The sequence below is a fragment of the Polaribacter irgensii 23-P genome (assembly GCF_000153225.1).
GTDB lineage: Bacteria > Bacteroidota > Bacteroidia > Flavobacteriales > Flavobacteriaceae > Polaribacter > Polaribacter irgensii.
This window is the reverse complement of sequence record NZ_CH724148.1, coordinates 2,148,850-2,162,426: the sequence shown is the minus strand read 5'-3', so window position 1 is coordinate 2,162,426 and position 13,577 is coordinate 2,148,850. Positions and strand designations below refer to the sequence as shown.

General features: G+C 30.9%; 14 protein-coding genes and 1 pseudogene. 6 read left to right on the top strand and 9 right to left on the bottom strand.

Annotated features, from left to right (window positions below):
* Positions 1-13 precede the first annotated feature (13 nt).
* Genes PI23P_RS09640 through PI23P_RS09625 form a run of 4 tightly spaced genes read right to left on the bottom strand, consistent with a single transcriptional unit; the run spans position 14 to position 3,977 of the window.
* Positions 14-1,213 (bottom strand): GTP-binding protein, encoded by a 1,200-nt coding sequence (locus PI23P_RS09640; RefSeq protein WP_004570638.1) that lies wholly within the window; start codon positions 1,211-1,213, stop codon positions 14-16.
* Between the two features lie 15 nt (positions 1,214-1,228).
* Positions 1,229-2,911 carry a PhoX family protein gene (locus tag PI23P_RS09635; protein WP_004570637.1) on the bottom strand — a complete coding sequence of 561 codons (1,683 nt, stop codon included), beginning with the start codon at positions 2,909-2,911 and terminating at the stop codon, positions 1,229-1,231.
* Between the two features lie 6 nt (positions 2,912-2,917).
* Positions 2,918-3,583 carry a GTP cyclohydrolase I FolE gene (gene folE / locus PI23P_RS09630; RefSeq protein ID WP_004570636.1) on the bottom strand — a complete coding sequence of 222 codons (666 nt, stop codon included), beginning with the start codon at positions 3,581-3,583 and terminating at the stop codon, positions 2,918-2,920.
* Complete coding sequence (locus PI23P_RS09625; RefSeq protein ID WP_004570635.1) at positions 3,573-3,977, bottom strand: MerC domain-containing protein; 405 nt, start codon at positions 3,975-3,977, stop codon at positions 3,573-3,575. The genes folE and PI23P_RS09625 overlap by 11 nt, the downstream gene beginning before the upstream one ends.
* A gap of 116 nt (positions 3,978-4,093) precedes the next feature.
* On the opposite strand from PI23P_RS09625, the gene PI23P_RS09620 reads away from it, so the two are divergent.
* Positions 4,094-4,474: a Fur family transcriptional regulator gene (locus PI23P_RS09620; protein ID WP_004570634.1), complete on the top strand. Its 381-nt coding sequence runs from the start codon at positions 4,094-4,096 to the stop codon at positions 4,472-4,474.
* Positions 4,475-4,800: 326 nt separating this feature from the next.
* On the opposite strand, the gene PI23P_RS09615 is transcribed toward PI23P_RS09620, so the two are convergent.
* The 4 genes and pseudogenes from PI23P_RS09615 to PI23P_RS09600 form a co-directional block, all read right to left on the bottom strand.
* On the bottom strand, positions 4,801-5,424 hold the full coding sequence (locus tag PI23P_RS09615) for a hypothetical protein (RefSeq protein WP_004570633.1): 624 nt from the start codon (positions 5,422-5,424) through the stop codon (positions 4,801-4,803).
* A 104-nt stretch (positions 5,425-5,528) separates the two neighbouring features.
* On the bottom strand, positions 5,529-7,943 hold the full coding sequence (locus PI23P_RS09610; protein ID WP_238300013.1) for a TonB-dependent receptor: 2,415 nt from the start codon (positions 7,941-7,943) through the stop codon (positions 5,529-5,531).
* A gap of 114 nt (positions 7,944-8,057) precedes the next feature.
* Positions 8,058-8,446 (bottom strand): annotated as a pseudogene (locus tag PI23P_RS09605) (GTP cyclohydrolase I); the annotation flags it as partial.
* A gap of 157 nt (positions 8,447-8,603) precedes the next feature.
* Positions 8,604-8,840, bottom strand: coding sequence for a MerC domain-containing protein (locus PI23P_RS09600; protein WP_004570629.1), 237 nt, complete (start codon positions 8,838-8,840; stop codon positions 8,604-8,606).
* A gap of 116 nt (positions 8,841-8,956) precedes the next feature.
* Between PI23P_RS09600 and PI23P_RS09595 the strand changes: the two genes are divergently transcribed.
* Positions 8,957-9,337: a Fur family transcriptional regulator gene (locus PI23P_RS09595; RefSeq protein WP_004570628.1), complete on the top strand. Its 381-nt coding sequence runs from the start codon at positions 8,957-8,959 to the stop codon at positions 9,335-9,337.
* 343 nt (positions 9,338-9,680) lie between these two features.
* Here PI23P_RS09595 and PI23P_RS09590 read toward each other — a convergent pair whose 3' ends face one another.
* Complete coding sequence (locus PI23P_RS09590; RefSeq protein ID WP_004570627.1) at positions 9,681-9,890, bottom strand: hypothetical protein; 210 nt, start codon at positions 9,888-9,890, stop codon at positions 9,681-9,683.
* A 907-nt stretch (positions 9,891-10,797) separates the two neighbouring features.
* Here PI23P_RS09590 and PI23P_RS09580 point away from each other — a divergent pair.
* From PI23P_RS09580 to PI23P_RS09565, 4 genes are all read left to right on the top strand, one after another.
* Complete coding sequence (locus PI23P_RS09580; protein ID WP_004570625.1) at positions 10,798-11,607, top strand: pentapeptide repeat-containing protein; 810 nt, start codon at positions 10,798-10,800, stop codon at positions 11,605-11,607.
* 1 nt (position 11,608) lies between these two features.
* A complete protein-coding gene (locus tag PI23P_RS09575) occupies positions 11,609-12,235 on the top strand; it encodes a nucleotidyltransferase domain-containing protein (protein WP_004570624.1) in 627 nt (208 codons plus the stop codon).
* Positions 12,232-12,525, top strand: coding sequence for a hypothetical protein (locus tag PI23P_RS09570; protein WP_004570623.1), 294 nt, complete (start codon positions 12,232-12,234; stop codon positions 12,523-12,525). Before PI23P_RS09575 ends, PI23P_RS09570 begins: the two co-directional genes overlap by 4 nt.
* A 162-nt stretch (positions 12,526-12,687) precedes the next feature.
* Positions 12,688-13,419: a phospholipase D family protein gene (locus PI23P_RS09565; protein ID WP_004570622.1), complete on the top strand. Its 732-nt coding sequence runs from the start codon at positions 12,688-12,690 to the stop codon at positions 13,417-13,419.
* Positions 13,420-13,577: the final 158 nt, after the last annotated feature.

The following is a 13,577-nucleotide window of genomic DNA, read 5'->3' as shown; positions in this document are numbered from 1 at the left end:
ACCACTCTCTTATTTAAACTGCTATAGGCCATTGATCTTTTTGTGTGAATGATTTATTTTTCCACAACTTAATTTCTTCCTCTGTAAGTAGACATTTATTTAATTGAGTAATCATTCCTTCTTTGTCTAAATGTTGTCCAATAAAAACCAATTCTATTTTTCTATCGCCAAAAATAATATCCCAATCTGTTTCTATTTGTTTTTGATTTTCTACAAAAGAAGCATAATTGCTACGTTCTGAAAAAGACATAGACGCCCACCAAACTCCTGCAGAATCTGCCTTGCAAGAACCACCTGCAGAACTCCAAAGTAAAGCTTGTTCAGATCTTGATGCTAACCAAAACAACCCTTTACTTCTTATAATATTTTGCGGAAAAGCCTCATTCAAATAATTTAAAAAACGCTCTGGATGAAATGGTTTTTTACTTCTAAACACAAAAGAACTGATGCCATATTCTTCTGTCTCTGGCACGTGTTCATTTTCTAATTCCTTAATCCAACCGGCAGAAGCTTCTGCTTTTTCATAATTAAATAAACCAGTATTTAGCACATTTTCTAAAGCTACTTTAGATTCATTTGTAGTAATAATTTTAGCTTCAGGATTCAATTTACCAATAATCGCTTGTAATTCTTCCAACTGATCTTCTGAAACCAAATCTATTTTATTCAGCAAAATAACATTGGCAAACTCAATTTGGTCTGTTAATAGATTTACGATAGTTCTATTATCACCATCAATATTTGTTAGTTCTCTTGTGGTTAAGTAATCTGAACTAGAAAAATCTTTCAAAAAGTTAAAAGCGTCAACAACAGTAACCATTGTATCTACATAGCTAAATCTGCTTAAATCTATTTTACCATCTTCACTTTCGAAAGTAAAGGTTTGTGCAACAGGAATAGGCTCACTAATTCCAGTACTTTCTATCAGCAAATAATCGAATTTATTTTGCAAAGCCAATTTTTCTACCTCAATCATTAAATCCTCACGAAGTGTGCAACAAATACAACCATTAGACATTTCTACCAGTTTTTCTTCAGTTCTAGAAAGTGTATTTTCATTTTCTATAAATTGAGCATCTATATTTACTTCACTCATATCATTTACAATAACAGCTACTTTTAAGCCTTTTTTGTTATGCAAAACGTGATTTAATAATATTGTTTTTCCAGCGCCAAGAAAACCACTTAAAACTGTTACAGGTAATTTTTTCATTTTTATTCTAAATATTTATGAAACTTCTATTTGGTTTAGCTTATTCATTTTTTCAATTAAATCTCCAGTAATGGCAACCACAGCTGGTTTAGGAATATTATCTTCATCAAAAGGCCATTTACTTGTTAAATTCTCTAAATCTTTAGATTGCTCTCCTGGATGTTGCACACTTAAAAACAAGGTTTTACCATCTGGTGAAAACCAGGGACCTGTCAATTCTGCATCTTTTGGTGCAGAAGCAACACGAATAACTTTTCCAGCATCTTTGCCTAATCTAGGAATTACAAATAAACTGTTATTTTTAAAAGGCATATAAGGTTTGCCTTCTTTATTCATAGCACTTCCAGACATATCAGAAGTCATCCAAAGATTGCCAGATAAATCAAAAGCCAAATTATCTGGACACGAAAATCCGTTTTCTTCTCCACCAGCTTTATAGGTTTCTGCTTTAAAGGTTAACGCATCAAAAGCACCGTTTTTTTCTTCGATTTTTAAAATAAAACCGTGAAAATCTTTTGTAATATAATTGTTGGTTAATGAAACAAAAATATTACCTGTTATAGGGTCAATTTCTATATCTTCTGGTCTGTTTAATGGAGTTGCTCCCAGCAATTTTGCAGCTTCTCTTGCTCTAATTAGCACCTCTGTTTGATCTTTAAATTTCTCTTTTAAAATAGGTTGATTTACCCAATCTAATGCCAACCATTTTCCGTTAACAGTATCTGCAACATACAAAGTCCCTTCTTTTAAAGAACTTGGTTTAGAGGAGATAAATTTATACAGATGTTCGCTATTATGGTCATCTCCTGTGTAAGCAACTACTCTTTTATCTGCCAATTCATACAACGTACAACATTCGTGTGCAAATCTACCCAAAGCAATATGTTTCTGTGCTTTACCATCTTTTGGATTCACTTCTACAACCCAACCATAATGTTCTGGAGGATAATCGTAAAAACTCTCCCAACCACTTTTACTTGGTCTGTGTCTTGCAACATTTTCTTCATCATATTCGGTTTCGCCAAAATAACTATCGTAGTTTTCTTCGCAAGTTAAAAAGGTTTTCCAAGGTGTAATTCCCCCAGAACAATTGCTATGCGTTCCTATAAAAATCGTTTTTCCTTTAATTGGTGTATCCCAATTTATTTGCATTGGTGTTTTTGCAGTAATACGTCTGTTATGAGGATCATTTTCAACAATTTTCCATTGCCCATTTTCTTCATTAATTCTTACAATACTGCCACCAACATTGTACATTTCTTTATCAACTTGAGCAATAGTTCTATATTCTGATGGGTTTTCATAATCTCTATAATTAAAATCAGAAACAAAAAGCGGATTAATATATTCATGATTTACCCACAACAAACCGTCTTTTGGATTATCATCATCAAAAGGAATAAAACAATTAAAATCGTTATTAAAACCAAAGGTATCTGTGTCGCTAATTTTATCGCCCCATTTTATAACGGTGTGATAATTTAAACCATTTGCCAATACTAAATCATCTTTATCAGAAGGCAATAAACCTTTTAAAACCAAATTTTTTAGTTCGATTAATCGTTCTTCAGAAGTTGAATTAAAACTTGTTGTTGGATTTGCAGTATTGCCACAACTCATTAAAAATTGAGGTAAAATAAGCGATCCCAAACTTGCTTTTCCTATCAAGGAGATGAATTTTCTTCTGCTATATTCCATACTATTTTATATTGATTGTTGTGCAATTATTTTTAAAAACTCATTTCTGTATTCGCTTTCCGAAAAACAGCCTCCATATTCTAATGTTGTGGTAAAACTACTTTGATCTTTAATGCCTCTTGAAGAAACGCAAAGGTGTTTTGCAGTTATAGAAACAATAACATCTTTAGTTTCTAAAACATCTTGCAAATCATTTAAAATTTGTAAAACCAATCTTTCTTGCACTTGTGGTCTGCGTGCATAATAATCTACCAGTCGATTTATTTTTGATAAACCAATCACTTTATCTTTAGGAATATACGCCACATTTGCAAAACCAACTATTGGTAGAAAATGATGTTCACAAGCAGAATCTATAGTGATATTCTGTTCCACCAACATTTTTTTGTAACTATATTTATTAATAAATACTGATAATTTTGGCTTATTTGCAGGATTTAATCCATAGAACAGTTCTTTTACATACATTTTTGCAAAACGATAAGGAGTTCCAGATAAACTATCATCTGTTAGGTCTAACCCTAATTCTTCCATGATTTTACCAAAATGATGTTGAATATTTTTAATTTTTTCATCATCAGATTTGTCAAAAGCATCAGCACGTAAAGGTGTTTTAATACTTGTTGAAAAATGGTTGTTACCTGTTATTTCAATTTGCTCATTATCTTTCATTAGTACAGCATTTAGTAATGTTGCATTGACAATATTTTTTATTGTAAAGATGTAATAGTATTAATGTAAGTGCTGGAAAATAAATAGCTTGTTCACTTAAAGGAAACCATGCTATTTTTTCATTGATTATTATTATTAACAACACAGTCCAACTCAACCATAAAAAAGGTTTTATCCAATAATTAGATGTTGTTTGTGTAGAACGGTATACAGCAAAAAAAGAAATTACCAAAAAGAAATAGTCTATAAAACTCCACCAAGTAGGTACTTTTTCACAACAAACCAATGAACAACTTTGGGCTATAAAAATAAAGGGTGTAGCAATACAATGTAGAAGACACAATGCACTTGCTATGGCTCCTATACTGTCTGGTTTTTGTTTTATAAATATCATAATTTAATGTAATACAACTGAGTTGCAAATATAGTATTATTATTAACTAATGCAACAAAGTTGCATTAAATATGATTTTATTTTTTTCTACCTTTAAGTTGAGCTATATTTGTGTAATGGGAATTTTAAGAAAAACAAAATCAGTTAAAATACTGCTTGATGAGTTTGAAAAACAATCAACAGCTATTTCTGCGATTACATTAATAGAACGCTTTCATTTAAATATGAATAAAACGACAATATATCGTATTTTAGACAAGCTAGAAGATGATGGTTTTCTTCATTCGTTTTTAGGTAAAAACGGACATAAATGGTATGCGAAATGTATTGGTTGCACTAATGTTGAACATCATGATATTCATCCACATTTTCAATGTCTAGATTGTGGAAAAGTAGATTGTTTACCAACAGATGTTTTGATACCTAATATTCCTAATCGCAAGGTTGATGTGTCTCAAATATTAATTCAAGGTAAGTGTGAAGAATGTTTTAGTTAAATAAATTTAATACCCCTTACTATTTATAAATTAAATAATTTTGTAAGTGATTAAAAATTACATAAAAGAAAATTATTTCAGTAACTCTTAAATAATTTTCAAATATAACAAGCCCTTTTTTAGCTTTTACTTTTTCTTATAAAGCCCCAAAAACATTAAATTTTCACTTTGCAATACTATAAATTAAAGTACATTTTATAACAATTAGAGGAATATCGCATTTGGGCACTATTTAACAGCACAAGACATGCTGCGAAGCTATGACATAAAAAATCTCCCAGGCTAGTTTACAGCGAACAAGCTGGGAGATCAAACACAAAAATTGGTTATTGAATATTCAAGTCAAAGGTCAATGCAAAATCAGTATCACCATCATTAGAACCCGATGTAGCTGTTTTCACATCTGGTTGGTGCTGAAGCCTAACGGTAAATAATGCTCCAGAAGATGCTGTACTAGAAGTTGTCCAAGTGCTAGACAAACCAACAGGGTTCCCATTTTCATCCTCATCGTTGTAATTTATTGGATCTGCAGCTGCATCTATATTCCCGTTTCCGATAGGATTGGCAAAGACATTTACTGTAAAACTAAAGAAGAACTGATGCTCATTATCTTCCTCAAGAATTTCATCACCAATATCTTCAGAGTCTGCTGGATCTAATTTATTTAGAATTTCATAGGTTAATGTATATTCGGTATCGGCAGCAAGTGTAATAGCACCTAAAATCTGTAATTCTTGTATACCTGTTCCGTCTGGATCTTGAGCGGAAGCTCTTATTACATCGTTTACATCAGCCGTATTCGTAAAAATAAGGGTAACATCTGTAATTACTTCTATTTCGTTTTCTTCTTCCGGTGCAATATCATCATCATTACTACAACCAATAATTGTAATAACTGAAAATAAAATTGCTAATAATTGTAAATTTTTAAATGGATTTATTGTTTTCATCTTTTTGTTCTAATTGTTTTATTTTTATTAAACGGTACTATCTATAAATCTTTAAAATTTAAGGTCCTCTGCTAGGCATAGACTTATACCTAGCTAGCTTTTTTCTATTCATTTTTAGCATTTTTTTTAAGTGTATATTTGAGTGTAAAAAGTAAATTTCTACCAGATTCGTTGGCGAAATAGCGCATTTCGTTCAGGTAGTCTCGATACCTGGTATTCAATAGGTTTTGAACGGTAATACCTCCACTAAGGTTTTTCCTTTTAAAGGTCCATGATAAGTCCAGTAGAAAATAGCCATCATTTGCGGCTGCAAAGTCAAATATTTCAGAGCTTGTTGTCAGCTCCACAGACCCATCGACCAAGCTTTGGGGTGTAATTGTACGCGGCGCTTGAGATTGTCGAAAGGTATAACTAGGGCGAATAGACCATCTAGAGGAATCAAAGAAACCTACTTTACCTTGATTCCATTTCAGTTCAATAGTTGTCGAAATCGGTGGTTGGTTGATTAAGGGAGCATTATCACCTACATTTCTAGACCATAAATAGCTTGCTCCAAAAATACTCGAAACTTTATCGGTCCATTCTTTTTTCCAACTGTAATCTGCGCCAAAGAAAAGCGCATCAACCTGATCGAAAATAAATGCAGGCATTGGGCCCCGTATTGTTCCGAAAACTCCAATAGGCCGATCAAAAACGTAATTTTCTATAAAATGTGAATACACTGTTAGGTTATGGCTATTTCCATTTTTATTGGTCTGAAATTCGTTGATGAATTTATATCCTCGTTCTGGATTCACAGTACTTTGATTTAAAGGGATCACTTCATCGGTACTCAATTTACCATTGGTGTCTTTGAATCTTAGCAAGCCAAAGGTTGTTTTAAACCCATGCTGTCCAAAACTGAACAGTTCTTCCATATTTGGGGTGCGCCATGCAGTTCCTATATTTGTTCTAAAAGTGCTATTTTCAGAAAGTTGCCGAACGTAGCCTAATGATCCAGTAAAATTAGTGAAGGTATAGTTGTCTCTAAAAATATCTTGATTGATTTCCCTACCTCGAACATCATTGGTTTCTAAATCAAACCGTAACCCCGCTTCAATCATATTTTTTCCAAATGTTAAGCTTTCAACCGCAAAAGCACTAACCCTATCCGTATTGTAGTTGGGGATATATGGAGTGGTCTGGGTACCTGGGTTATTATCGTTATTTTGACTAAAATATTGAGCACCGAGCAAACCATTTAATCCATGCCATTTAGGATGCTTCCATTCCAATTGATAGTCATAGGTGAGCAAATCGAGATTAATAATAGGTAGCTCGGCATTTCTCCGTACATCAAATTCATCTCTTTTGTTTAATTGCACACCAACAATTAGGGTAAGCTTTGCCCCTTTGGTGTACCACCAATTAATTTCTGCCTTCGCCAAATGATGTTGGGTTTTTTGGTTGGGTTGATTGATATCAAAGGAAAGAGGATTAATAATAATAGGTTCATTTGAATTAATGGCACGAATAAACGAATCTGGACTATTAGCGATAGAAGCGCGCAATAGTGCTAATTTCTGGTCAACAAAGCTATAGTTCACCTTAAAATCCCATGTATCTAGGTGGTGCAAAATGCCAAAACTAAATGCTTTTTCTTCTTTGCCAGAATTAGTCAAATTATAACCTGGTGTGTTGCGATCACCAATTCTAGTATAATTTCCATTTGCAAAATAGCTCCAATTTTCAGTTCCATTTCCAATTTCAAAATTAGTGTTGTAGCCTTTGCCATTGGTTTGGTAGCCTGTGCCTAAAGCTGCATAAAATGGATTGTTTAAAAGTGATGGATTGGGCTCAATAATAATAGCACCCCCCAAAGCTTCAGGGCCATATCGCACGCCAACTGCCCCCTTGACCACAGTGATGCTGTTTGTTGAAGCAATGTCTATTTCTGGGGCATGATCGGCACCCCAATTTTGAAAGCCATGTTTTAGACCATTATTCAATACCAGGATTCGATTCCCATACAAACCATGAATAACAGGTAATTGCACATTGGTTCCGGTTGACATAAATGTTACTCCTTGTTGCTGTGACAGGACTGCCGCCAATGATTGGGTTGGATTGCTGGTAATTTCTTTCTTTCCAATCGTAACTTGTGAAATTGTTTCAGTCCCTTTCTCTTTTCTTCGTTTCGCTTGAATGATTACTTCGTTTAATCCTGTAACTTCTTGGGTTAAATAAAAGTGTATGGCTGAATCGTGTTCATGGTCTTCTATCAAATTAGTATAGCCTAAGCATGAAATAATAAGAATATTATTTTTTGTACAAAGATTATCGATTTTAAAAGTACCTTCAGCACTGGTGGTGGTGTATCTTTCTATGCCCTTAACTTTAATCACAGCATTAGGAATAGGCTCTTCTGTATAAGCATCTAATACTTTTCCATTAAGGGAATACCCGCATGTTTCTTTTTGAGCTATAAGCAATGATGACCCAAAGAATAAAAAGTTTAATATTATAAAATGTTGTTTCATTTTAAATGACATTCGGAAATTGTTTTGGTAGTGTATTACTTGACTTTACATCTTATAGGACGGGCTATTTATGAACTGTTTTCTAGTGCTAGATGAGTATTAAAACTTACAGCCCCTGTCTTTTGGAATGTATGCTACATTCGCATGTCCGATTATTGGTAAAAAGTGATGTTCACAAGCAGAATCTATGGTGATATTTTGTTCAATCAGCATTTTTTTATAGCTGTACTTATTTTCAAATATTGAAAGTTTTGGTTTATTAGCTGGATTCAATCCATAAAACAACTTTTTTACATACATTTTGCATCATGATACGGAGTTCCAGATAAACTATCGTCCGTTAAATCTAGCCCCATCTCCTGCATGGTCATTTTAAAATGATGTTGTATATTCTTAATTTTCTCATCATCTGATTTATCAAAGGCATCAGCAAGTAAAGGTGTTTTAATACTTGTTGAAAAATGATTAACTCCTATTATTTGAATTTGTTCTTTACCCTTCATTAGTGCAGCATTTATTGTTGTTACATTGGCAATATTTTTTATTGTAAAGATGCAATACTATCAATGTAAGTGCTGAAAAATAAATAGCTTGCTCACTTAAAGGAAACCATGCTATTTTTTCGTTCATTATTATTATAAATAATACACTCCAACTTAATCATAAAAAAGGTTTTATCCAATAACTAGAAGTTGTTTGTGTAGAACGATATACAGCAAAAAAAGAAACTACTAAAAAGAAATAGTCTATAAAACTCCACATAACAGGTGCGCTATCACAACAAACCATTGAACAACTCTGAACTATAAAAATAAAAGGCGCAGCAATACAATGCAAAAGACATAATGTACTTGCTATGGCTCCTAAACTATCTGGTTTATATTTTATCAATATCATAATTTACTTTAATGCAATTGAGTTGCAAATATAGTATTATTAATAACTAATGCAACAAAGTTGCATTAAATATGATTTTATTTTTTACTACCTTTAAGTTGAGCTATATTTGTGTAATGGGAATTTTAAGAAAAACAAAATCAGTTAAAATACTGCTTGATGAGTTTGAAAAACAATCAACAGCTATTTCTGCGATTACATTAATAGAACGCTTTCATTTAAATATGAATAAAACGACAATATATCGTATTTTAGACAAGCTAGAAGATGATGGTTTTCTGCATTCTTTCTTGGGTAAAAACGGACATAAATGGTATGCGCAATGCAGTGGTTGCTCCAGCGCTGAACATCATGATATTCATCCACATTTTCAATGTTCGGATTGTGGAAAAGTAGAATGTTTATCCACAGATGTTCTCATTCCTACTATTCCTAATTGTAAAGTTGATGTGTCTCAAATATTAATTCAAGGAACGTGTGAAGAATGTTTTAGTTAAATAGATTTCAAATCTATTCATACTTATAAAATAAATAATCATCCATAATTTTTAAAATATTCAAGTATAATAAATTAAAATTTATTGGAATATCTTTAGGAAAAAATCGGAAATATTAGTTATTTAAAAATCATTCCACACACATTCCACTACACTCTTATCGTCGTTTCGTAAAAAGCGTATTCCATTACATTTTTTAAGAAACATTTAGAAAGAAAAAAAAAGAAGATTTAATCTCGCTTTAACCCAAAGCAAAGTAACATAACGCAGAACATTATAGTACAGATTTATATATTGCAATTATACAATAATATTTTAACTTCATCCCATTTTGGAAAAGTAACTACTCAAAATTCGCTGTATGAATTATTTTCTTAGCTACTGAATCATAATCATCTCCCGTAAAAACTTGAACAATTATTTTTTGATTATTACAGGTTGCTTGAATGTCTCCTAGATGGTCTTTATTTATTGCTTGATAGTCTAAAGATTCTACAGAACTAAACATACCTTTACCACTTAATTCCATGAGTAAACTTGATAATCCGAACATGTTTTTTTCAATTTTAATTTTTAAACCAGGTTAAAAATAAATAAATGCACCTGTTTATTCATTTTAACAATAATTCTCTAAACAATTTTATGAGCTTTAAAATATGTAGTCTATTTTTTGAGCACTTAAAACCGTTATACCTTATAAATTCTTAATACATCTAAATAAAAAAAATGGTGTGGTTAAAATTTTATGGAATCTTTACTTTAGGCATTAAAAAAACATTTATTAAAATTATAATAATCTTCCATTCTATTATTCATAATTAAAATATAAAATTATAAGTAATTTATTTTGAATTACTTACTACACTTTTACGGAAGTAATACATTAAATGAATCCATCCCCTTCAAAAAGAAGTATACCACTCACCCACTAAACAAATGAACACGCAAAAAAGACGTTATTCTTAAATGTTTAGAATAAAAAACTTTTTAATTAACGAAAAATGACGTCATTTTAAAATAATTATTTAGATTTAAGGGCTATTTAAAAGGAATTCAAGAAACTTCACAGGCTTTTCATCGGAAAGCTTAGCGTGCTTTCAAGTCTTCTCTAAAAATTAATTAATTTTTTATTGACACATACCCAAAGTTTAAGATGCTGTTCATTCGGAATAAACGCTTAAATTTTTGGTGTTACCATTATGGTACGGAAAAGAAATTTTTTCAGTAGCTATAAAAAAAGAACTGTAAATAAATAATTTTGTTGCATTCAACCCGATGGCAATAATTAACAAAAAAAATGAGATTTTTAACCGAACATAAACAACCGATATTGAAACAATTCAGCAACATTTTGTATGCCTATCGTTTCAATACGTGGGTAAATACGGATAAAAGGTGCTGTTATACCCTAATTGTAGCCAATTAGAGAAACATCAAGAATAATAAAATAATGGAAAAGTATGATAAAGGATAGTGGAAGAATTCAAGTTATCGATAAAATCATAGATGGCACAATAACCGAAGAAAACTACCATAATAAGTTTTTTCTAAGAGTAGGTTCAAAAGCCGACAGATATGAAAATATTGATTTCAGTCATACTTATTTTGACCATTGCTACTTTAGAAACTGTGTATTTGATTCTTGCAACTTTAATGGTTGTAAATTTATAAATTCAAATTTTTTAAGCTCAACATTTGTTGGTTGTAATTTTGATTATGCTACTTTTCAAAATACTCAAATTGATAAAGAGATTTTAGATTCTGGCTGTCCAGGATACTCTAATTTAAAACTAAAGTTCGCAAGAACTTTAAGGAAAAATTTTCAAGGTTTAGGTGATGCAGAATCTACTAATAAGGCAATTAAAATAGAACTAGACGCAAAAAAACACCACTTATTGAAACGCTGGAAATCTAATGAGTCTTATTATCGAAAAAAATACGGAGGCTGGAATAGATTTCTTGCTTTTTTCCCTTGGTTTAGATTCAAAATGGAAGAATTTATTTGGGGTAATGGAGAAAGTACAATAAAACTAATTCGTTCAGCTTTTTTATTTTGGGTAGTAATGACTATTGTTGATGTTTCTTATTCTGGTAATCTTAACGAAATATCTAGTTATTGGAGTTCCTTTGTTAAAATGCCTCAAATTTTCTTAAGTATAGAAAAACCTCATGACTATTCTAATATATATTTAAGTATCATATTTATTGTGAGAATAATAGCCTTCGGTCTTTTTATGTCTATTCTATTAAAAAGATTTAATAAACGTTAAAATGGATATATACTTATTTGGTTCTTTATGTAGAGGAGAAATTGACAAATATTCAGATGTTGATTTATTGGCAATTATTGGTGTAAATGAAAACAGCAATACTCAATTTGACACTCAAAAATTTTCTGTTTATAGAAAAAAAAGAATGTTCGAATTATGGAAAGAAGGAAATCCTTTTGCTTGGCATTTATTTGAAGAAGCAAAACTTATATATTCAGACAACAATGAAAATATTCTAGCAAATTTCGGGAAACCAAATCCATATACTAATATGAAACTAGATTTAGAAAAATTTTCGAATTTGTTTTATAATTCAATAGAGTCCTTAAAAGACTCTAAACATTCTGACATATTTGATTTATCTATGTTATTTCTTTCAATAAGAAATTTTGCTTCGTGTTATTCTTTGGGCTATTTAAATGATTTTAATTTTTCAAGAAAGTCCGCGTTGAATTTAAAATTTGACAAACTTAATATTTCAAAGAATAGTTTCGCAATATTAGAAAGAGCAAGGATATTATCCACTAGAGGCTCAGGAAAGTTAATTACGGATTTAGAAAAAAAAGAAGTACTCAAAGAAACTGAAATAATTTCAGATTGGTTTCAATTAATATTAAGAAAAATATGAATGAATTTAGTAATAGAATAGATCTTCAAAGAGAAGTCATAAAAATAGTAAATAGTGCAAAATTTGAATACGAGATTACTGGTCTTTCAAAAAATGCAATTGAACGATGGCTAATGGATAACAGGCTGGATACAGAATCTGATTTAACCAAATTACTCTTTATAATTTCTAGTAAACTATTCTTCCTAGCAAATAAAAGCCAAGAACAAATAACAAGTGGCTACAAAAAAATGAGTAGTGAAGTTTCAAATCTTGTAGAGAATTTACGAGATGAAATTTTAGAACAATAAAAACTGGCCACAACAAAGTATATAATTTATCGCTAGCTTCTTGACTACTTACGAAAGTCCTCGCAGACTTTAAATCTGTGTCTTATTTACTAACTTTAAAACAAGCAACTAGCGTTATACAAAGACGTTGTAAAACATTAAAAAAAATAACTAAAATTAAAAATGGCGAAATACTTAAGAACTTCAAGCATAAGTGCTGAATTAGAAAATTTAATCAAAGACGCACGAAAAGAACTTTATATAATTAGTCCATATCTGAAACTTTCTGACCAAGTTAAAGAACTTCTAAATGACAAAGAAAGAGAAAAAGTTGATGTCCGAATAATTTTTGGGAAGCAAGAACTCGCACCAACTGAAATGGCCTTTTTAGAAGACTTGAAATACGTAAGACTTTACTTCTCTAAAAATCTTCACGCAAAATGTTATTTGAACGAAAATAAAATGATAATTGCTTCAATGAACCTCTACGAATTTTCTCAAGTAAATAATCGAGAAATGGGAATTTTAATTGATACGGAAGATGAAGAGGACAGAAAAGTTTATGAAGACGCAACAAAAGATATTGAGTCTATAATTCATAATAGCGAAGATTTTTCATATGTAAAAGCACCACAAAAAGTATTACAATCGGAAAAAAAATATAGTCCGAAAAAGTCTGCTAAATCAAAAACTGATTTTTCAAAATCTGACTATAAAACAACAAAAGAATTATCTCAAGAAACTGAATTAAGTAGCAGGAAAATTAATTCTATTCTTGTCGACAAAAACCTGATGTATAAAAAGAACGATGATTGGTTTGCTACTAAAAAAGGAAAAGAGTTTGGTGGTATTGAAAAAGAAGGACAATATGGACAATTTGTTATTTGGCCACAAGAAATAAAAATGGAAATTTAGGAATAATAACATTTTTCAATACCATATATGATTTATAGCTTGTAATCGCCTACTTGTGGAAGTACTTTATAACTTTCTTAGTCGATAATTATTTACTAAATGAGTTAATTAAACAACGAAAAAAACAATAAACAAACACGTAATATTTCACGCCAAAA

Bases quoted from the DNA above. Each gene is read 5' to 3' on its own strand.
- PI23P_RS09640 (WP_004570638.1), bottom strand. From the start codon at position 1,213: ATGAAAAAATTACCTGTAACAGTTTTAAGTGGTTTTCTTGGCGCTGGA.
- PI23P_RS09635 (WP_004570637.1), bottom strand. From the start codon at position 2,911: ATGGAATATAGCAGAAGAAAATTCATCTCCTTGATAGGAAAAGCAAGT.
- folE (WP_004570636.1), bottom strand. From the start codon at position 3,583: ATGAAAGATAATGAGCAAATTGAAATAACAGGTAACAACCATTTTTCA.
- PI23P_RS09625 (WP_004570635.1), bottom strand. From the start codon at position 3,977: ATGATATTTATAAAACAAAAACCAGACAGTATAGGAGCCATAGCAAGT.
- PI23P_RS09620 (WP_004570634.1), top strand. From the start codon at position 4,094: ATGGGAATTTTAAGAAAAACAAAATCAGTTAAAATACTGCTTGATGAG.
- PI23P_RS09615 (WP_004570633.1), bottom strand. From the start codon at position 5,424: ATGAAAACAATAAATCCATTTAAAAATTTACAATTATTAGCAATTTTA.
- PI23P_RS09610 (WP_238300013.1), bottom strand. From the start codon at position 7,943: ATGAAACAACATTTTATAATATTAAACTTTTTATTCTTTGGGTCATCA.
- PI23P_RS09600 (WP_004570629.1), bottom strand. From the start codon at position 8,840: ATGATATTGATAAAATATAAACCAGATAGTTTAGGAGCCATAGCAAGT.
- PI23P_RS09595 (WP_004570628.1), top strand. From the start codon at position 8,957: ATGGGAATTTTAAGAAAAACAAAATCAGTTAAAATACTGCTTGATGAG.
- PI23P_RS09590 (WP_004570627.1), bottom strand. From the start codon at position 9,890: ATGTTCGGATTATCAAGTTTACTCATGGAATTAAGTGGTAAAGGTATG.
- PI23P_RS09580 (WP_004570625.1), top strand. From the start codon at position 10,798: ATGATAAAGGATAGTGGAAGAATTCAAGTTATCGATAAAATCATAGAT.
- PI23P_RS09575 (WP_004570624.1), top strand. From the start codon at position 11,609: ATGGATATATACTTATTTGGTTCTTTATGTAGAGGAGAAATTGACAAA.
- PI23P_RS09570 (WP_004570623.1), top strand. From the start codon at position 12,232: ATGAATGAATTTAGTAATAGAATAGATCTTCAAAGAGAAGTCATAAAA.
- PI23P_RS09565 (WP_004570622.1), top strand. From the start codon at position 12,688: ATGGCGAAATACTTAAGAACTTCAAGCATAAGTGCTGAATTAGAAAAT.